The sequence below is a fragment of the Flavobacterium sp. 1 genome (assembly GCF_002797935.1).
GTDB lineage: Bacteria > Bacteroidota > Bacteroidia > Flavobacteriales > Flavobacteriaceae > Flavobacterium.
Map to the genome: position 1 here is coordinate 1141340 of NZ_PGER01000001.1, position 20456 is coordinate 1161795.

General features: G+C 38.8%; 13 protein-coding genes. All 13 read left to right on the plus strand.

Going from position 1 to position 20456, the window contains the following annotated elements; genetic code table 11:
• The first annotated feature begins 46 nt into the window (after positions 1-46).
• The 13 genes from CLU83_RS04670 to CLU83_RS04730 all read left to right on the plus strand — a co-directional run bounded on the left by CLU83_RS04670 (position 47) and on the right by CLU83_RS04730 (position 20456).
• A complete protein-coding gene (locus CLU83_RS04670; RefSeq protein ID WP_100430537.1) occupies positions 47-1684 on the plus strand; it encodes an alpha-L-fucosidase in 1638 nt (545 codons plus the stop codon).
• An 80-nt stretch (positions 1685-1764) separates the two neighbouring features.
• A complete protein-coding gene (locus CLU83_RS04675) occupies positions 1765-2118 on the plus strand; it encodes an L-rhamnose mutarotase (protein WP_100430538.1) in 354 nt (117 codons plus the stop codon).
• A gap of 46 nt (positions 2119-2164) precedes the next feature.
• The gene (locus CLU83_RS04680; RefSeq protein WP_100430539.1) at positions 2165-4072 is read left to right on the plus strand and encodes a glycoside hydrolase family 44 protein; all 1908 of its coding nucleotides are present in this window, start codon (positions 2165-2167) and stop codon (positions 4070-4072) included.
• Positions 4073-4233: 161 nt separating this feature from the next.
• A complete protein-coding gene (locus CLU83_RS04685; protein ID WP_100430540.1) occupies positions 4234-6660 on the plus strand; it encodes an alpha-L-arabinofuranosidase C-terminal domain-containing protein in 2427 nt (808 codons plus the stop codon).
• 49 nt (positions 6661-6709) lie between these two features.
• Positions 6710-8560: a beta-L-arabinofuranosidase domain-containing protein gene (locus CLU83_RS04690; RefSeq protein ID WP_100430541.1), complete on the plus strand. Its 1851-nt coding sequence runs from the start codon at positions 6710-6712 to the stop codon at positions 8558-8560.
• Positions 8561-8640: 80 nt separating this feature from the next.
• Positions 8641-10419 (plus strand): NPCBM/NEW2 domain-containing protein, encoded by a 1779-nt coding sequence (locus CLU83_RS04695; RefSeq protein WP_100430542.1) that lies wholly within the window; start codon positions 8641-8643, stop codon positions 10417-10419.
• A 218-nt stretch (positions 10420-10637) separates the two neighbouring features.
• The gene (locus CLU83_RS04700; RefSeq protein ID WP_232726980.1) at positions 10638-12974 is read left to right on the plus strand and encodes a glycoside hydrolase family 2 TIM barrel-domain containing protein; all 2337 of its coding nucleotides are present in this window, start codon (positions 10638-10640) and stop codon (positions 12972-12974) included.
• Positions 12975-12977: 3 nt separating this feature from the next.
• Positions 12978-14894 carry a glycoside hydrolase family 97 protein gene (locus CLU83_RS04705; protein ID WP_100430544.1) on the plus strand — a complete coding sequence of 639 codons (1917 nt, stop codon included), beginning with the start codon at positions 12978-12980 and terminating at the stop codon, positions 14892-14894.
• A gap of 100 nt (positions 14895-14994) precedes the next feature.
• Positions 14995-16797, plus strand: coding sequence for a glycoside hydrolase family 2 protein (locus tag CLU83_RS04710; RefSeq protein ID WP_232726982.1), 1803 nt, complete (start codon positions 14995-14997; stop codon positions 16795-16797).
• Complete coding sequence (locus CLU83_RS04715; RefSeq protein WP_100430545.1) at positions 16794-17630, plus strand: SMP-30/gluconolactonase/LRE family protein; 837 nt, start codon at positions 16794-16796, stop codon at positions 17628-17630. Before CLU83_RS04710 ends, CLU83_RS04715 begins: the two co-directional genes overlap by 4 nt.
• Positions 17631-17692: 62 nt before the next feature.
• Positions 17693-18640: an alpha/beta hydrolase gene (locus CLU83_RS04720; protein ID WP_100430546.1), complete on the plus strand. Its 948-nt coding sequence runs from the start codon at positions 17693-17695 to the stop codon at positions 18638-18640.
• A gap of 56 nt (positions 18641-18696) precedes the next feature.
• Positions 18697-19629 carry an alpha/beta hydrolase gene (locus tag CLU83_RS04725; protein WP_100430547.1) on the plus strand — a complete coding sequence of 311 codons (933 nt, stop codon included), beginning with the start codon at positions 18697-18699 and terminating at the stop codon, positions 19627-19629.
• Positions 19626-20456, plus strand: coding sequence for a GDSL-type esterase/lipase family protein (locus CLU83_RS04730; protein WP_198512248.1), 831 nt, complete (start codon positions 19626-19628; stop codon positions 20454-20456). Before CLU83_RS04725 ends, CLU83_RS04730 begins: the two co-directional genes overlap by 4 nt.

Here is a 20456-nt window from a genome sequence, read left to right on the forward strand (position 1 = left end):
ACCGGACAAAAATGAAAGAGATTATTAAATCACACATACATAAAAAATGAAAAGTAAATTACTCATAGCATCCTGTATACTGTTCTCATTCCCTGTGCTGGCGCAGGAAAAATATGCTTCGCCGATAAGGGAAGGTAATGAACCGGTTGCTGCCGGAAAGTTTGCACCAACCTGGCAATCGCTGCAGCAATATAAAACCCCGAAGTGGTTCCAAAATGCCAAGTTCGGGATATGGGCTCATTGGGGACCTCAATGCCAGCCGGAACAAGGAGACTGGTTTGGGAGATTTATGTATAACGAAGGCGGTGACCAATATAAATGGTTTGTTGAACATTACGGGCATCCATTCAAAGTTGGGTTTAAAGAAGTCATTAATGACTGGAAAGCCCAAAATTGGGATCCTGAAAAACTTGTAGCGCTGTACAAACGGGCTGGGGCCCAATATTTCTTTGCCATGGCAAATCATCATGACAATCTTGATTTATGGGATAGCAAATATCAGGAATGGAACTCCGTACGTGTGGGACCTAAAAAAGATATTATCAGTGGTTGGTCAAAAGCAGCTAAAAAATATAATCTTCCATTCGGACTTAGTGTACACGCTTCACATACATGGACGTGGTTTGAAACATCCCAGCGATCAGATAAAAACGGAGCGCTGGCAGATGTTCCGTACGACGGAAAGCTTACCAAAGCCGATGGTAAAGGAACATGGTGGGAAGGGCTTGATCCGAAGGAGCTTTATGCCCAAAATCATCCTTTGAGCGAAAAAAGCGATAAAGATATATTTGCTCTTTGGAATCAGTGGGATTGGGGCAATGGTGCCTCAATACCTTCGCAGGCTTATTGTGAAAAATTCTATAATCGTACCATTGACCTTATCAATAAGTATAATCCCGATTTGATTTATTTTGATGATAGCGTACTGCCGCTTTACCCGGTAAGCGATGCGGGATTAAAAATTGCGGCTGATTTTTATAACCATAATATGGCAACCCACAATAACAAGCTGGAGGCTGTCCTGTTCGGGAAAATGCTGAACGATGAACAAAAAAAATGCATGGTATGGGATGTAGAAAGAGGTGCACCGGATAAAGCCCAGGATCTTCCATGGCAAACATGTACCTGTATTGGCGACTGGCACTACAGTAAGTCAATTTATGAAAATAATGGATACAAATCCGCGGCTACAGTAATCCACATGTTGATCGATATTGTCAGTAAAAATGGAAACCTGCTGCTTAATATTCCTGTTAAAGGAGACGGCACGATCGATGATAAGGAGGTTGCAATTCTTGAAAAAATAGCGGCCTGGATGGACGTGAACAAAGAAAGTATTTTTGATACACGCCCGTGGAAACGCTATGGTGAGGGGCCTGCTTCTGAAGCAATAAAACAAGTTAATAACCAAAGCTTCAATGAAGGAAAAGTAAAGTTGTCTGCCAATGACATTCGCTATAATCAAAATGGGAAAATTCTTTATGCAACTCTTTTAGGTGTGCCCTCAGATAACATTAGCTTGAAATTGCTTGGTAGGAATAAATATAATGGTAAAATTAAGAGTATTGAAATCCTTGGAAGCAAAGAGAAACTTTCATGGAAACAATCGGGCTATTCATTGGTAATTACAAAACCAAAAGTTATACCGAACGATATCGCCATAGTATTAAAAATAAAACAGTAATAGATAAATTGAGCTATTGCCAGTAAAGGCTAAAAATAGCAAAAGTATTATTATTTAATAACAGATTAATAATAAAAAAAATGCAAATCTTATTTAAACGTTATTGTAAAACCATGGAATTGCTTGATGATTCTGCATTAATCGAAGCATATAAAAAAGCACATGCAAAAGGAGCGGCATGGCCGGAAATAACCCAAGGAATGAAAGAAGTGGGAATTCTAGATATGGAAATCTATCTTATTGGAACAAGACTTTTCATGATTATGGATACCACAGCAGATTTTGATCACGACAAGGCAATGGCCAAATTAGCACTAAAGCCGCGTCAAAGCGAATGGGAAGTGCATATGGCACAATTTCAGGATAGCTCTGCCACGGCAACAGCAAACCAAAAATGGCAATTGATGGATCGAATTTACGAAATGGACAAATAAGCTGCCTACTTAAAAAAATTTATAGTAGTAAATAAATAAATTAGATATGAATTTGAAATCTTTGTTCTTAAAAAAATGTTTTTTTGTAGTAAGCTTTTGTTGTCTTATCGGTACTGCAACGTTTGCTCAGGCTGTTCAGATTGCGGTAAATGCTGCCGTAAACAAAAAAAAGATATCACCAAATATCTATGGGAAAAATGACTTCTTTGACCACCCCGATCAATTTTATAGAGATGCAGGTTTGCGGTTTGCTCGTCTGAATGGTGGTAATAATGCATCAGCCTATAACTGGCAGGCAAAACTTACTGTTCATCCCGACTGGTATAATAATGTTTATGCTACTGATTGGAGTGTCTCGGCACAAAAAATCAATACCAGCTTTCCTGATATGCAAGGCATGTATGCCTTTCAGTTACTGGGCAGGGTTGCATCCAACACCAATAACAACTTCAATGACTGGGGGTACAATCAAGCAAAGTATTGGTCTGGTGTTGGTCAGAATTTAGCCGGTGGAGGAAAGCCCGATCCAAACGGAGGGAGCAAGGCCCTGGTTGATGGAAACCCTGATTTATTCAGTATGCCATGGCCGGCAGACTCTTCGGTGGGAATTCTAAATGATTGGTTTGGAGCCGGTGGTAAAGGACTTAACAAAGACCAGTTTGTATACTGGAATATGGACAACGAAGTAGATATATGGAATGGCACGCATGATTGGGCTATGCCAACGCTGTTATCGGCTTCTGACTTTATGGATCGCTACATCGAATTAGCGAAGAAAGCAAAAGCTATATACCCAGGCATTAAGCTTTGCGGACCTGTTGCAACCTCCGAATGGCAATGGTACAAATGGTCAAATGAAGATATACACATCAATGGCCGTTATTATTCCTGGATGGAGTATTTCATAAAACGTCTTGGCGATGAGTATAAAGCAACCGGTATCAAATTGGTTGATGTAGTAGATATTCACAACTACCCTTGGTATAATGGTGATGATCCTGCGGCACTGCAGGGACACCGAATTTATTATGATACAAATTATGATTATCCGGCTTCAAACGGTATTAAAACAATTACTGGTGGTTGGGAGAACACACCTAAAAAGCAATATATTTTCAAGCGCATCGACGACTGGTTAACCGAACATTTTGGCGCCAACCATGGCATAACAACCGGTGTAAGCGAATGGGGAACCCAGTCAAACAGCAACCCAAGCCTGGAATCGGTTATATATGCTTCACATCTTGGTACGTTTGCCAACAATGGTGTTGAATTGTTTAGCCCATGGAACTGGTCTATCGGGATGTGGGAAACTTTACATCTTTTCAGCCGTTATGCCAAAGATTATAGTGTTTCCAGCACTTCCTCACTTGAAGACACAGTTTCGGCATACACCACTGTTAGCCAAACTGCAGATGCAATGACTGTAATGATTGTGAACAAAGATATGAACGCATCACGCACTGTAACGGTAAACCTTAATGGTTTTTCTGCCGAAAATGGAAATTCAGAAACCCTACAGCTTGCTTCACTGCCAGCAACGGAAACATTTGTATCTCATACTAATAATGCCTTAAAAAAGAGTTCTGTAAACGTTAATTCAAATGCATTTACGATTACTGTGCCTGCTTTGTCAACAACTGCAGTTTTGCTTAAGGCAACAGCCCCATTGTCGGTTGGTGATATAAACACACTGTCGGCTAGTGAAACAGTAATGATTTATCCTAATCCGGTAAACGATAAGCTCCAGATAAAATTTGATTTGGCAATTGGAGAACCAACCGAAATAGCAGTATATAATCTTGCAGGTCAAAGGCTAAAAGCTTTTACTGTAAACAGTGACCGACAAATGGTAAAAACCCTGGACGTGAGTGCATTTTCTGCCGGTTCGTATTTCTTATCAGTTAAAAACAGCAGGTATAAAAAAAGCATACCTTTTATAATTGCCCGATAGAACAGCTTAAAAAGTATTATTTGAACAGGCAGTTCCACAAGCGGCATAGCTATAAGAGTCAGATAAAGCCAGACAGACAGAAACTACAAATAATCTGGTAGCGGTTAGTAATTGCCACTTTCGTTACAGTTAGCTACAAATGAAAAAAAATTAAAGAACTAATGAAAAAAGACATAAATAAAAAGCTTATTGCGGGTTTATTACTTTGCGGATTGAGCACTGTTCTAAACGCTCAGACGAACAAAGCGGATAAGACTAAAATTACGGTTGATGTAAATAATCTGGGGCATGTAATTTCACCTACCTTGTTTGGTATTTTCTTCGAAGATATTAACCTTTCTGCCGATGGAGGATTGTATCCCGAAATGGTAATAAACCGTTCGTTTGAAGATGTTGATATCCCTCAGGATTGGAAGTTTACAAGTGCCGATGGCAAAAGTTCGGCTTCGATCAGCAATGCCGACCTTTTCGCGAAACAAGCGATACTGCCATTAAACTCCTTCAATCGCAAAGGATTGTTAATTGATGCTTCTGGTTCTTTTAAACTGGAAAATTCAGGCTACTGGGGCATGAATATGGTGCAGGGCGAAAGTTATACGCTGAAGTTTGCCGCACGTGCTATTGAAGGTTTTTCTTCTCCTTTAAAAATAAAAATTCTTGATGCGAAAGGTAATGAAATAGCAGCTGCTGAAATAAAAGGAATTACTGGAGACTGGGCATATTATACTGCAAATCTGAAAATTAGCACAGGCGATCCTAAAGCAAGCCTGCAAATTTCAGGCGAAGGCAACGGGAAACTATTTCTGGATATGGTTTCGCTGCTCCCAGATAAAACATGGAAAAATCATGGCTTGCGCACCGATCTTTCCGAAGCGCTTGATGCTCTTCACCCCAAATTTCTGCGCTTCCCAGGAGGTTGCTGGGTGGAAGGTGACGATCTCATGCACATGAACCACTGGAAAAATACAATCGGAAACATTGATGTACGTACAGCACTCTGGAATATATGGGGTTACAATGCCACTAACGGACTTGGGTTTCACGAATATCTTCAACTTGCCGAAGATTTGGGCGCTGAACCACTTTATTGCATAAACATTGGAATGTCACACAAAGAAGTAATTCCGCTCGACCAAATGGGACAATGGGTGCAAGATGCGCTTGATGCAATCGAATATGCCAATGGACCGGAATCTTCGGTTTGGGGAAGTCTTCGGGCAAAAAACGGACATCCAGAACCATTTAATCTGAAATACATGGAAATAGGGAACGAAAATGGCGGAATTCCTTATAACGAACGCTGGCCATTGTTTGTAAAAGCAATTCTGGCAAAATACCCGTACATGAAACTCATTGCCAACGAGTGGGCTGGTGGGCACCCTAAAGAGCCAAAGCCGGAATTAATTGATGAGCATTATTACAACAATCCCGATTGGTTTATCTGGAATTCAAATAAATATGACAGCTACGACCGCAATGGCTTCAAAGTTTTTATTGGCGAATATGCGGTAACTTCAGGCACAGGAAACGGTAACCTGCGCGGTGCAATAGGCGAAGCTGCCTGGATGACAGGTATGGAACGAAACTCGGATGTAGTTGTCCTAGGAGCTTATGCACCCTTGTTGTGCAATGCAAACCACAAAGCATGGCCGGTAAACCTAATTAATTTCGACAGTCACCAGTGGTTTGGCTTGCCAAGCTATTATGTTCAGGAAATGTTTTCAAACAACCAGGGAACGAATGTATTGCCTTTCTCTGTAGAGAATAATCCGGTCATTGAAATGCCCGTAGGAATGGGCTGCATTGGTTTTGGCACCTGGATGAATTCGGCCGAATTTAAAGATGTTGTGGTTACAGCTCCTAACGGGGAAATTCTGTTTAAACCCGATTTTGCGGAACTCGGTAAGGATTGGAGACAAACCGGAAAAGGCCAATGGAGTGTAAAAGACGGAGTTCTCAAACAATCGGCAATAGAACAAGAAGTGAGCATTTTTATGGGAGATTCTACGTGGAAAGACTACACAATCACTCTGAAAGCTCGCAGGATTTCGGGCGAAAACGGATTTCAGATATTGTTCCATAATAGGAATAATGATGAACGTAACCGTTTCGAAGTAGGTGGTTGGAACAATTCTGTTACGCATCTGGAAATAGGCATGGCTATTGCAGAAATGAAAGGAGAAGCCAAAGCGGAACAATGGTATGATGTGAAAATTGAAATCAAAGGAGGCAACGTAAGAGCCTATCTTGACGGAAAGTTAATACAGGAAATCTCAGAAAAAAACCTTACTGTTAAAGGGATGATTATGAGTGCTGTGAAAGACGATAAATCAGGCGATGTGATTCTTAAAGTTGTAAATGCTTCAGCCAAATCAATAAAAACGGAAATTGATTTGAAAGATGCAAAAGTTTTTACTGGGAAAGGAAAAGCCATTGTGCTTACATCTGCCAGTCCGCTCGATGAGAATACATTGGAAAATCCAAAGAAAGTGTATCCGATAACAGAAAATGTAAAATTAAATGGGGCTGGTTTTAAGCGAACTTTTCCGGGAAATTCACTAACAGTAATTAGGCTGAATACAAAGTGATAACTTTTTCTAATATTCAATATTCAATATTCAATATTCAATTTTCAATATGAAAAATAAAATAAAATATATTGGATTGTTTTTGTTTGTTTGTCAGACGGTTTTGGGACAATCATTCCTTGACAAGGCGAAGCAGCCTATTGCATTTTTAAATAAAGATGTTGTTTTGTCCGAGTCATGGATAAAGCAGCGGGAGACTGCCAATACAAAGTATATTTATCAGTTTGATACAGATAGGCTGCTACACAATTTTAGGATAAATGCCGGAATTGAATCGAAAGCAAAACCGCTTGAAGGCTGGGAGTCGCCTAATGTGGGATTGCGCGGACATTTTGTGGGTCATTATTTGTCGGCTTGTGCTTCTTTGATTGAAAAAACGGGCGATACTTTGCTTCAAAAACGGGTAAAATATATGGTTGATGTGCTTGAAGAGTGTCAGCAAAAACTTGGTGGCAAATACCTGAGCGCATTCCCCGAAAAAGATTTTACTGTATTGGAAACACAATTTAGCGGAGTTTGGGCCCCCTACTATACCTATCATAAAATGATGCAGGGAATGCTCGATGTTTATAAGCTTACGGGAAATAAAAAAGCCTATGCAATAGTGGTTAATATGGCTGCTTATGTAAAAGACCGTATGGATAAACTTTCGCCTGAAACTATTGAAAAAATGCTATATACTCCTCAGGCAAATCCCGCAAATGAAGCGGGTGGGATGAATGATGTATTACAGAATTTATTTGAAATTTCCAAAGATTCGACCCATTACAGACTGGCTTGTCTTTTTGACCGTAAATGGTTCAGCCAGCCCTTGTATGAGGGAAAAGATATTTTGTCAGGATTGCATTCCAATACTCATTTGCCTTTGATAATTGGGTTTGCCAAACGGTATGAAAATACCGGAGACAGCTATTATCGTGATGTTGTTTCCCATTTTTGGGATATGCTGGAACATCATCATTGTTATGTGAATGGTTCCAGTAGTGGTCCAAGGCCTATTGCTGCAACTTCAACTGCCCAAACTTCAGAACATTGGGGAAAACCGGATTGTTTAAGTACAACCCTTACTGACAAAACATCTGAATCATGCGTTTCACATAACACTCAAAAAATCACCAGTACTTTGTTTCGTTGGACTGCCCAACCCGAATATGCCGATGTATATATGAATACGCTTTATAATTCCATTTTTGCACTACAAAATGCCGAAACCGGATGGAATGTTTATTCTTTGCCATTGGGTTCTCCGAATAAGAAGAACTTTGCCAGCCCCAGTGAGTTTTTTTGTTGTAACGGAACAACAATTGAAGCGTTTACGAACTTAAATGCTAATATTTATTTTCATAACAATGATAACCTTTGGGTAAATTTATATGTTCCTTCTACTGTGAAATGGAAATCTAAAGGGATTACTTTGTCACAGTCTTCCGATTTTCCGGATAATTCTATTGTGAAATTTAACATAACGGCTAATAAAACTACGTCATTTGCATTGAAATTATTTATCCCATCCTGGGCTGATGAACAAACTCAGGTTTTGGTAAACGGAGAACCAATTACAGCTAATGTAACTCCGATGTCTTATTTTATAATTGACAGAAAGTGGAAAAACGGGGATAAGATAGAAATACGTTTTAATTATCATTTTAATTTAAAAAAAATGCCTGATAATCCAAATGTGGTTGCACTGTTTTATGGGCCGGTTTTATTAGCTTTTCAGGTTAATGAAGAGACAATATTAAAAGGAAATGAGGCAGATATTTTGAAAAACATCACTAAACGAGAGAATTCCATGTCATTTACATTAAAAAATAATGGAAAAGAATATACGCTTCTGCCTTTTTATAAAGTAACTAATGAGTCCTACGGAGTGTATGCCACTATACTAAATGAGTATTAGGGATTAGCTTGTATCCCTAACACCCAATAATTAAAACTAAAAATTAGAAAACTATACTATTAAACCTAATTAAAATAAGAATGAAACATAAGCTTACCCTGGTTTTGGCACTTGTCTTTAGCGCTGTAAATGCACAAACAACCCAAAAATACCATCAATGGGCGTCCACACCGCCTCTTGGATGGAACAGCTGGGATTGTTTTGGAACAACCGTTACCGAACAGCAAATAAAAGAACAGGCAGATGCGATGGCAAAATACCTTTTACCAAGCGGATACAACTATCTCACAGTGGATATTCAATGGTATGAGCCTGAATCAAAAGGACATGCCTACGACCCGAAGGCGATGCTTACCATGGATGGATATGGCCGTTTAACACCAGGTTTGAAAAAATTTCCTTCGGCTGCAGATGGAAAAGGTTTCAAACACCTTGCTGACTATGTGCACTCCAAAGGACTGAAATTCGGCATTCATATTATGCGCGGAATTCCTCGTCAGGCTGTCGAAAAAAATACACCGGTACTTGGTACAAACGTAAAAGCTCAGGATATTGCCATTAAAAGCTCTACCTGTGGTTGGAATCCTGATATGTACGGCGTTAATGCCAATAGCCCTGAAGGCCAGGCTTACTATAATTCCATTGTGCAGATGTATGCCGACTGGGGAGTGGATTTTATCAAGTGCGACGATATTTCACGCCCTTATGATGATGTGCAAAAGGCCGAAATTGAGGCTCTTCGCAAAGCAATAGACAAAACCGGGCGGCCTATTCTGTTAAGTTTGTCTCCGGGAGCAACGCCAGTTAAAATGGGCGAACATGTTATGAATCATGCCAATATGTGGCGTATCACCGATGATTTTTGGGATCGCTGGGGATTGTTACAAGGCATGTTTGAGCGAATGGATGTATGGACCCCTTTTCGTGGACCCGGACATTTCCCTGATGCCGATATGCTGCCTATTGGAATTGTTGAATTCAAACGCCCAACCAATTTCACCAAAAACGAACAATATACGCTGATGAGTCTTTGGGCTATTGGTCGTTCGCCACTTATTTTTGGTGGAGATATGACCAAGCTCGACGATTTTACCAAGGAAATGCTCACCAATCCCGAAATGCTCAAAGTAAATCAACACAGCATAAATAACCGTCAGGTGTCGCGCGAAAAGAATCTGATTGTGTGGACGGCCGATGTGCCTAATAGTAAAGACAAGTATGTAGCTCTTTTCAACGCGCAAACCAAGGGAGAAAATCTTGATTTAAACAATGCCGATTATGTAAGTCCAATAATTGCCGGCAAAGGAAGTTCGCAAAAGATAGAAGTATCGGTAAAAGAGGGCAAAAAACTTGTTCTCTTTGTGAAAGATGGAGGAAACACTAATGATTGGGATCATATCGTTTGGGTCGATCCGGTACTTCACGGCCCCAAAGGCGATTTAAAACTGACTAGCCTCAAATGGCTGGGTGCAACTTCGGGCTGGGGAGAAGCGAATGTCAATCGTACCTGCGACAATAACCCAATTATTATAAATGATGAAACACGAGAGGGAATTGGTGCTCATGCAGAGTCTGTGATCGTTTATCAATTGCCTGAAGGATATGATTCTTTTACAGCAACCGGCTACGTAACAACAGAAATAGGCTCAGTGAATTTTGGCGTTTTGGTTGATAAAGGAACATTAAATTTCCCCGACAAGGCCAATGTAAAAGTAAACTTTGAAGCTATTAATATAAAAGGCAAAGTAAAAGTGCGCGATTTGTGGAATCACAAAGATCTCGGAACTTTTGATGGGAACTTTGAGCAAGAATTGCCACAACATGGGGCAGGACTGTATCGGATAACTCCTTTGCGATAAGATAATAGTTCTCTGCAAGTGTTCGCTGTTAAGCCTTTGTTATAATTACACAATAACATACCGATAAACGAATATTCATATTCAATAATACAAATTAGAAATATAAACACAACAAAATGAATAGCTTAAATTCATACAGAAGACAATATTTTGCAAAACAAATAGTATTCATATTTATACTATTTATAAGCTTTTTTTCAGGATATGCGCAAAATAGCATGGAAAGAAAACAGTTATTTGATTATGACTGGAAATTCTTTTTAGGTGATGTCTCTGAAGCCAAAGCAAATGATTTCAATGATTCAGGCTGGCGTAAACTTGATTTGCCCCACGATTGGAGTATTGAAGGAAAGATTCACCCTAAAAATACTACCGGTGGAGGTGGAGGATATTTCCCGTCAGGAATTGGCTGGTATCGCAAAAGCTTTCAGGTACCTGATAGCTGGAAAGCAAAAAAAACAGCTATTTATTTTGAAGGTATTTATATGAACTCTGAAGTTTTTATCAACGGAAAATCGCTTGGTGTTTATCCTTATGGTTACACATCGTTCAGTTATGACCTTACACCTTATCTGAATTTCGGAAAAGAAAACGTTATTGCCGTGCGTGTCGACAATTCACAACAGATGAACAGCCGCTGGTACAGTGGTTCCGGAATCTATCGTCATGTCTGGATGATTACTTCCGATCCTGTACATGTTGCGCATTGGGGTGTTGACATTTCAACTCCCGAGGTATCTTCAAAAAAGGCGACTGTGCTAGTAAAAACCAAGGTTAAAAATGAAACAGCATCTGCCCAGAGCGTTGTTGTAAAAGTCCTTCTTTGGAATAAAAACTTAAAAAATGCGGGAAATGGTCAGGTGAAGGTTGAGGTTCCTGCCAATAGCGAGAAGGAAATAACTCAAACCATACAAGTGGCAAATCCCATGCTTTGGACACCGGAAACGCCGCATTTATTTCAGGCCCAGATTCAGGTAGTAAAAGATAAAAAAGTACTGGAAGATACAAAAATCAATTTCGGTATCCGTTCCATAAAATTTACTGCCGAAAATGGATTTCAGCTTAATGGAAAAACAGTGAAGATAAATGGCGGCTGCGTACATCACGATAATGGCTGCTTAGGCGCTGCTGCTTTTGACCGTGCCGAGGAACGTAAAATTGAATTGCTCAAAGCCGGCGGATTCAATGCCGTGAGGACTTCCCACAACCCGCCTTCCGAGGGATTTCTTGATGCCTGCGACAGATTGGGCTTACTGGTAATGGACGAATCTTTCGATTGCTGGAAAATTGGAAAAAACAGTAACGATTATTCTAAGTATTTCAACCAGTGGTGGCAACGTGATTTAGAAGCTATGGTATTGCGCGATCGCAACCACCCTTCGGTTTTTATGTGGAGCATAGGTAATGAAATACCTGAGAGAGCCGATCCTGACGCTGTAAAAACAGCCCAGATGCTTATTGAAGCATTAAAGAGAATAGATAAAACCCGACCTGTTACATCTGCAATTGTAAACAGCGGCAAGAATTGGGATATGTTCGATCCGCTGATGGCGGCACACGATGTTGCCGGTTACAATTACAACCTGCATACTGCTGCGGAGGATCATAAAAGAGTGCCCTCACGTATCATCGTTCAAACCGAATCCTATCCTAAAGATGCTTTTAACAATTGGAAATTGGTGCAGGAAAACAATTATGTAATCGGGGATTTCGTTTGGACAGCCATGGATTATTTGGGCGAATCAGGAATTGGCCGTTATTATTATTCGGGCGAAACACCAGGCGAACATTGGGAGAATAATTTTTTCCCATGGCATGGTGCTTACTGTGGTGATATAGATTTGATTGGCTGGAGAAAACCCATTTCCCATTACAGAAGCATGTTGTATAATACTAACGAGAAACTCTATATGGCAGTTCGTGAACCAGCTCCGGAACCGTTAGAAATCAAAGAAACCTGGTGGTCGGTTTATCCAACATGGGAAAGCTGGACATGGCCTGGTTTTGAAAACAAAACTCTTCAGGTTGAAGTATATTCAAAATATCCAAAAGTAAGGCTATACCTGAATGATAAACTCATTGGTGAACAGGCAACAACCCGCGAACAACAATTCAAGGCTACTTTCGCGATTCCATATTCTCCGGGTTTGCTAAAAGCTGTTGGAGTAGAAAATGATAAAGAAATGGAATCAACCATTCTGCAGACTGCCGGCGATGCTTCAAAAATAAAACTGACAGCCGACCGAAAAGAAATACTGGCCAACGGACAGGATTTATCCTTCATCACTATTGAAATAACAGACAAGGACGGAATATTCCAACCGAACGCCACCAACCGTCTGGATTTTAAAATAGAAGGACCGGGTGTCATTGCCGGAGTAGATAATGCTGATATGAAAGACTTCGAACAATACGTGGGCAATACACGCAAAGCATGGAAAGGTAAGGCATTGGTAGTGATAAAAAGCAACCATCAGGCTGGTGAAATTAAATTATTGGTATCATCCAATGGACTGGAAGGGAAAAGTATAGTTATTAAATCAACACAAAATTAATATATGAGAGTATCAATAAAGCATAGTATTTCTTTACTATTTGTTATTTTAAGTTTAAGTATAAATGCGCAGGAAATAATTTCTCCTAATGGGAAAGTAAAAGTTGTTTTGAATTTGTCTGAAAAGAATACTGTAAACAATCTACTTTATAAGGTATTGTATAAGGTTGAAAACAAGTTTACAGAAGTATTACCAGATTCTAAGTTGGGTATTAATCGTGCAGATGAGCAGTTTGTAGAGAACTTGCATTTGATTGCAACATCAAAACTTGTTTCAGTACACGATAAATATAAAATGGTTTGTGGCAAACGCCAGTTGTGCGAGAATTTAGGTACTGAAAAAACATTCAGTTTTCAAAATTCCAATCATCAGCCATTGGATATTGTTTTCAGGGTTTATAATGATGGTATTGCGTTTCGTTATACTTTTCCAAATCAATCAGATTCAAAAGTTAATGTCATAAGTGAAGCTACAACGTATGTTTTGCCTGACAGCACATCCTGTTGGATGCAGCCTTTCAATCTTGCATATGAAACTTTTTATCCATTGAGAAAAACGGGTTCGAACATTAATAATTACCAGGAATGGGGTTTTCCGGCTTTATACAAAGTCAATAATCAGCCAGTTTGGGGATTAATTTCTGAGGCGGATATAACAGAAAATAATTGTGGAGCTAAGCTAAGTAATTTAAAAAACTCTAACGAGTATAAGGTTACATACCCCTACGCTCGTGATAATTTTAAGCAGGAAGGAGTCAAGACCACATTACCCTGGAATTCTCAGTGGCACACACTTATCGTTGGTAAATTATCAGATATTGTTGAATCAACTTTGATTACCGATGTTAGCGAACCAAGCCAATTAAAAGATACTGATTGGATTAAGCCAGGTGCGGTTTCGTGGATCTATTGGGCAAACAATCACGGTTCCAAGGATTACAAAACGATAGTTGAATATGTTGATCTTGCCGTGGAAATGAATTGGCCTTATGTGCTAATTGATTGGGAATGGGATGTAATGGGCAATGGAGGGAATATAACCGATGCGGTAAACTATGCAAAAAGTAAAGGAATAAAACCATTGATGTGGTATAATTCCGGTTCAATCTGGCTCGACTCGACACCGTATGATCGTTTGCTTACTGCAGAAAAACGTGCCAAAGAATTTGCGTGGCTCAATAAAATTGGCGTGTATGGAATCAAGGTCGATTTTTTTGCCGGTGATCACCAGGATATGATGAAGTATTACATTGATATTTTAAAAGAAGCTGCAAAATATCATTTAATGGTAAACTTTCATGGAGCAACAATTCCCCGTGGCTGGGCGCGCACGTATCCCAACCTGATGACAACAGAAGGGGTTTATGGTGCAGAATGGTACAATAATGATCAGGTATTGACTAATAAAGCAGCAGGTCATAATACTACGCTTCCGTTTACACGAAATGTAATCGGATCAATGGATTACACTCCTGTTACCTTTTCAAATTCACAGCATCCACATACAACATCTTATGCTCATGAGCTGGCTTTGTCTGTTGTATTTGAATCAGGGTTACAGCACTTTGCCGACAGGCCGTCAGCATATGAATCTTTGCCGGCAGAACCAAAAAACTTTTTGAGACAGGTTCCGACTGCCTGGGACGATACAAAACTAATTGACGGTTACCCGGAGGAAAAAGTCATTGTTGCCCGTAAAAAAGGAAATCAATGGTATATCGCTGGGTTGAACGGTAAAGATGTGCCTCAGGCCTTACTAGTAAAATTTGATTTTCTTGGCAAAGGAAACCATAGTTTTCTGCTTATCAAAGACGGGAAGGATGATAAATCTTTTTCTTCAGAAATAATAAAAGTCAAAAAAGGAGATACATTAAAAATTGAATGTCTTCCAAGAGGAGGCTTTGTTGGTGTGATAAGATAGAATAATTATTTGTAGTTATTTGCTTATTTTTGAATTGAAAAACAACAGTTTTTTTTAGAAGAATTAATGCAATGAGATAAATAAAAATAATCAAAAGCAGATGAACAAAAATAGGGAGAAAATAGTGTTTAAAAAAGAGATGTTGGTTGCTCTGATCATTCTTCTTTGGGGTAGTTATTTACAAGCCCAAACAGCAATGGTCAATGTCGAGTCCCGGCATTTGTCAAGTTTGAATGGGGACTGGCAGGTTATTCTTGACCCCCTCAGAGCAGGGGATTGGAAACAGGTTTGGATGGAAAAAAAACCGCAACAGAAGACTGACTTTATCGAGTATTCCTTCGATGGAGGTCCATTTTTAAAAGTCCCCGGCGATTTTAACTCGCAATTATGTGAGCTGACATATTTTGAAGGCGTTGTTTGGTATAAAAAAGTATTCCATTATAAGTCTAAAGATGAGAAAAGGTTATTTCTCCATTTTGGGGCGGTAAATTATTTGGCAGATGTCTATCTGAATGGAGAAAAAATAGGCAGTCATGAAGGTGGATTTACTCCTTTTCAGTTCGAAATTACCGGCAAAGTAAAAAATGGTGATAATGCTCTAATCGTTAAAGTAAATAACCAGCGTTTGCAGAACGGTTTGCCTGGTGCAGGATATGATTGGTTCAATTATGGTGGTATAACCCGCGATGTTAATTTGATTGAAACCAGCAAAACGTTTATCGAAGATTATGCTGTTCAATTAAAAAAAGGAAGCCTGAATAAAGTATTGGGATGGATACAGCTAAATGGAATAAATGCAAAGCAAAAGATCAAAATAAAAATTCCGGAACTCAATAAAACTTACAAAACGGAATCAAATAGTAACGGTTATGCCAGTGTTGAATTTGATTCCAATTTCAAGCTTTGGTCTCCCGAAAATCCTAAACTTTACAAAGTAATCATTGAAACCGGAACTGATACAGTTGTTGATACCATCGGATTTAGATGTATTGAAGTGCAGGGAAGTAAAGTATTGCTGAATAAAAAAGAAATTTTTCTGAAAGGCGTAAATATCCACGAAGAAAATCCATATAAAGGAGCCAGAGCTTATTCAAAAGAAGATGCCTTGATATTGTTGAATTCTGCAAAAGAGTTAGGATGTAACCTTCTTAGGCTGGCACATTATCCGCACAATGAAAACATGATTAAGGAAGCTGAAAAAATGGGACTAATGGTATGGAGTGAACTTCCCGTATATCAGCATATTCAATTTTCTGATAGTCTTGTTCCAAAAAAAATGGAGACGATGCTGAAAGAAATGATTCGCAGGGACAGAAACCGCTGTGGCGTAATTGTCTGGAGTCTGTCAAACGAAACGTATCCAGGCACACTAAACCGGAATAGTGCTCTTATTGACTTAACTCAAAAATGCGAGGCAATAGATTCAACCCGGTTGATAACCCATGTTATAAATACGCAAGGCTATACAAACAATTCATTTAATGTTTGGGATCCACTTTATAAATATTCCGACCTGATTTCCATTAACGAATACATTGGCTGGTATGTTCCGTGGCAAGGTAAACCATCAGAGGTAAAATGGCAGTTCGCTTTTCCTGATAAGCCCGTATTTATTTCAGAGTTTGGAGGAGAAGCACTATATGGAGGTAATGATCGACCAACAGATGAAGCTGCCAATTGGACTGAAGAATACCAGAAACAAATTTATGTCAATCAAATAGAGCTGTTTAAGACTATTCCAAATTTATGTGGCACTTCTCCCTGGCTGTTATTTGATTACAAATCATTGGGAAGAATGAACCAAGTTTATCAGAAAGGCTACAATAGAAAAGGATTGTTATCTGAAAAAGGAGAAAAAAAGAAAGCTTGGTATATTATGAACGAGTATTATAAAGGAAAATGAAAAAAACAACGCTATTATTTTTACTTGTATTGAGTTCGACAATTTGTTTTTGTCAAAGTTTTTCAAAGGAATGGGTATCAGATTCCCTTTTTCTTAAACCTGAATCGGCACTTTTTGACTCTTCAAAACAGGTTGTTTATATCTCGAATATTAACGGAGAATACCTTGCAAAGGATGGAAATGGGTTTATTTCCAGAATTAAAACAAATGGTGAAATAGATTCCTTAAAATGGGTTGAAGGCATGGATAATCCACAAGGTTTGGGTTTGTATAAAAACAAATTATATGTAGCAGATATTAATAGGGTTGTTCAGATTAATACGGATACTGCTAAAATTGAAAATGTGTTTGTGGTTGATAGTGCTAAATTTTTTAATGATATCGCAACTGATTCAAACGGTGATATATACATTTCTGACTGTTTTGGGAATAAGATTTATAAAATATTAGATGGAAAAATAAAAGTATGGCTTGATTCTAATATTCTTTCAAATCCGAATGGATTATTGTGTATGGAAGATGATATTTTATTGCTGAATATGAAAGATAAAACTGCTTATGCAGTAAATAAGAAGACTAAGAAGTATAGCAAAATCTTTAGTGGAATTGATAATTTGGATGGTATTGTTAGTGATGGTAGAAACGGATATTTCGTGTCCGGAGCCTGGCAGGGTCAGCTATTTCATGTCGATTCCGATGGTAATAAAAAGCTAATAATTGATTTAGGAAAAGAAAAAATCATTACGGCCGATATTGAATATATTAGTAAAGAAAAATTGTTAATAATACCAACTTTGGATAAAACAGTAATTGGATATAAATGGACGAAATAATATTCAATTGGTATGTAATTGAAAAATATTTTAAGAATTATAACAACAAAAAATTAAATTAAATGAAAAGTGTTTTGAAATTAAAAAGAATTGGAATATTAATGTTTTTTATGCTTATAGTTTTTGGGAATTCATTTTCCCAAAGCAAAGCAATTGAACTTTGGAATGGAAAGGTTCCTGGAGCAATTCACAATGATAAATTCAAGCAGACTATTGATACCGCTTCGGGCTGGGTTGATAAGCATTCCATTGTTAACCCCTACCTCGATGCGTATCCAGCTTCTAAAGAAAAGTCAAACGGTACTGCAGTTGTTATTTGCCCTGGTGGAGCTTATGCGGGGATGGCGGTCAAACATGAAGGGTCACAGGTGGCCAAATGGCTGAATGATTTGGGTATAACAGCCTTTGTGCTGAAATACCGTTTGCCTGACGACAACATCATGGAAAACAAGTCCATTGGTCCCATGCAGGATGGACAAAGGGCTATTCGCATTGTTCGCAATCGTGCAAAAGAATGGGGTATTGATCCCAATAAAATTGGAATCATGGGATTCTCAGCGGGTGGACATCTGGCATCTACTCTTTCTACCCATTTTAATGAGAAGGTATACCAACCGGAGGATTTGACCAGTGCCAGACCCGATTTCTCAATACTTATTTATCCTGTCATTTCAATGAAGGACGATATAACTCATTGGGGTTCACGAGAAAACTTGCTGGGAAAAAGTCCATCTGCGGAACAAATAGCCCATTTCTCTAATGAGTTGCAGGTAAACAGTGAAACGCCACCGGCTTTTATGGTTCATTCTTTAGACGATGATGCAGTACCGGTACAAAATAGTATAAACTATGCACTGGCCATGCATAAGTTTAAGATCCCCTGTGAACTTCATATTTATCAATCAGGAGGTCATGGATATGGACTTGGAAGGTCGAAAAATACAGAGTCTTCATGGCCTGAAGCTTGCCGTAAATGGCTTGAATCGAGAGATTTGTTAGTGAGAAAGTAATTGCTGAGAGAGTTCTATAGTAGAAAATAAGATATTTTGTAAAATAAATTAGTATTATGAATTTGCAAAAAAAAATATTTATGTTGGCTGGTGTTATAATGATGACTACCAGTATTTTTAGTCAAAGTAAAATGATTGAAGTCTGGAATGGGAAAGTGCCAGGTTCAATTAAAGATCCCAACTATAAGCAAGTAGTTGATTCTCTATATTATATAAAACTAAGAAATATTTCAAAACCCACTATTGAAGTTTATCCTGCTTCAGCAGACAATAATTCAGGGACTGCTGTGGTAGTATGTCCTGGAGGAGGTTATTATGGTGTTTCATTTTTAAGTGAAGGAGTTGAAATCGCAAAGTGGTTAAATCAACTGGGAATTACCGCTGTTGTATTACATTACCGTTTGCCTAACGATGCAATTATGGAAAACAAATCTATAGCTCCCTTGCAGGATGGGCAGGAAGCAATACGTATAATACGACGTAATGCAAAGAAGTGGGGCATTGATCCACATAAAATCGGGATAATGGGCTTTTCGGCCGGAGGTCATTTGGCTTCTACCGTTTCAACTCATTTCAATGAGAAAGTATACAACCCAATTGATTCTACAAGTGCCCGTCCGGACTTTTCTTTATTAATCTATCCTGTAATCTCCATGGATTCTGCCATTACTCATGCCGGATCTCGTGAGAACTTGCTTGGAAAGCATCCATTACCGGAGATGGTGAAACATTTTTCGAATGAATTACAGGTAAACGGAGAAACTCCACCAGCTTTTTTGGTTCATTCCATAGACGACGGAGCTGTTCCAGTACAAAACAGTATTGGCTATGCAATTGCTATGCAAAAGTATCATGTTCCTTGTGAACTTCATGTTTATCAAACAGGAGGTCATGGATATGGGCTTGGAAGGTCGAAAAACACAGAGTCTTCATGGCCGGAAGCCTGCCGTAAATGGCTTGAAGTAAGAGGTTTATTATCAGTGAAATGAAAAAAATATCATCAAAACAAAATAGAATGACAACGCAGGATTCTTCTCGAAGAGATTTTGTTAAACTCATGTCGGTAGCGGGATTAGCTGTAACAGGATCGGCTGTAACAGGATTGGCTGCTACCTGTTTAGGTACAAAAACAGCAATTGTAAAACCAAAAAAAGAGGATTTGATATTCTTGTTTCAAGGCGATTCGATAACTGATGGCAACCGGGGTAGAAGTGAAGACCCAAATCATATTTTGGGACACGGTTATTGTTTTGCTGTTTCCAGTAGAATTGGTGCCGATTTTCCGCAATATGGGTTTAAGTTTATAAACAGGGGTATTAGTGGCAATGCGGTTAAAAATCTTGAGGAAAGATGGCAAACAGATACATTAGATTTAAAACCGGATGTATTAAGTTTATTAGTTGGCATAAATGATGTGAACGTATTAATAGAAGGAAAAAAAGAGGCGCTGGATGCAAAAATGTTTGAAAGTACCTACCGTAAGCTGTTGACTTCATGTATAGAACAAAATCCAAATCTTTTGATAGTATTGGGATTACCATTCTTTTTTGCTTCCGGATGGCGTAAAGATCAGTATCAAAAGTGGCATCCATTGACAGTCGAAAGAGCTGCTATTGTAAGACGGATTGCCGTCGATTTTAATGCTATTTTGGTTGATTATCCAAAGGTTTTTGAAAATGCACAAAAGTTAGCTTCAATTGATTATTGGATTTGGGATGGTGTGCATCCAACTGTATTTGGTCATGAACTGATGGCTCGTGAGTGGATTAAGCAAGTTAGTAATCGTTTGGCTTTTTTAAAATTATATGTAGATTAA

Coding starts and splice junctions, on each gene's coding strand:
- CLU83_RS04720 (WP_100430546.1), top strand. CDS start 17,693: ATGAAAAGTGTTTTGAAATTAAAAAGAATTGGAATATTAATGTTTTTT.
- CLU83_RS04710 (WP_232726982.1), top strand. CDS start 14,995: ATGAACAAAAATAGGGAGAAAATAGTGTTTAAAAAAGAGATGTTGGTT.
- CLU83_RS04675 (WP_100430538.1), top strand. CDS start 1,765: ATGCAAATCTTATTTAAACGTTATTGTAAAACCATGGAATTGCTTGAT.
- CLU83_RS04715 (WP_100430545.1), top strand. CDS start 16,794: ATGAAAAAAACAACGCTATTATTTTTACTTGTATTGAGTTCGACAATT.
- CLU83_RS04700 (WP_232726980.1), top strand. CDS start 10,638: ATGGAAAGAAAACAGTTATTTGATTATGACTGGAAATTCTTTTTAGGT.
- CLU83_RS04695 (WP_100430542.1), top strand. CDS start 8,641: ATGAAACATAAGCTTACCCTGGTTTTGGCACTTGTCTTTAGCGCTGTA.
- CLU83_RS04690 (WP_100430541.1), top strand. CDS start 6,710: ATGAAAAATAAAATAAAATATATTGGATTGTTTTTGTTTGTTTGTCAG.
- CLU83_RS04680 (WP_100430539.1), top strand. CDS start 2,165: ATGAATTTGAAATCTTTGTTCTTAAAAAAATGTTTTTTTGTAGTAAGC.
- CLU83_RS04705 (WP_100430544.1), top strand. CDS start 12,978: ATGAGAGTATCAATAAAGCATAGTATTTCTTTACTATTTGTTATTTTA.
- CLU83_RS04685 (WP_100430540.1), top strand. CDS start 4,234: ATGAAAAAAGACATAAATAAAAAGCTTATTGCGGGTTTATTACTTTGC.
- CLU83_RS04725 (WP_100430547.1), top strand. CDS start 18,697: ATGAATTTGCAAAAAAAAATATTTATGTTGGCTGGTGTTATAATGATG.
- CLU83_RS04670 (WP_100430537.1), top strand. CDS start 47: ATGAAAAGTAAATTACTCATAGCATCCTGTATACTGTTCTCATTCCCT.
- CLU83_RS04730 (WP_198512248.1), top strand. CDS start 19,626: ATGAAAAAAATATCATCAAAACAAAATAGAATGACAACGCAGGATTCT.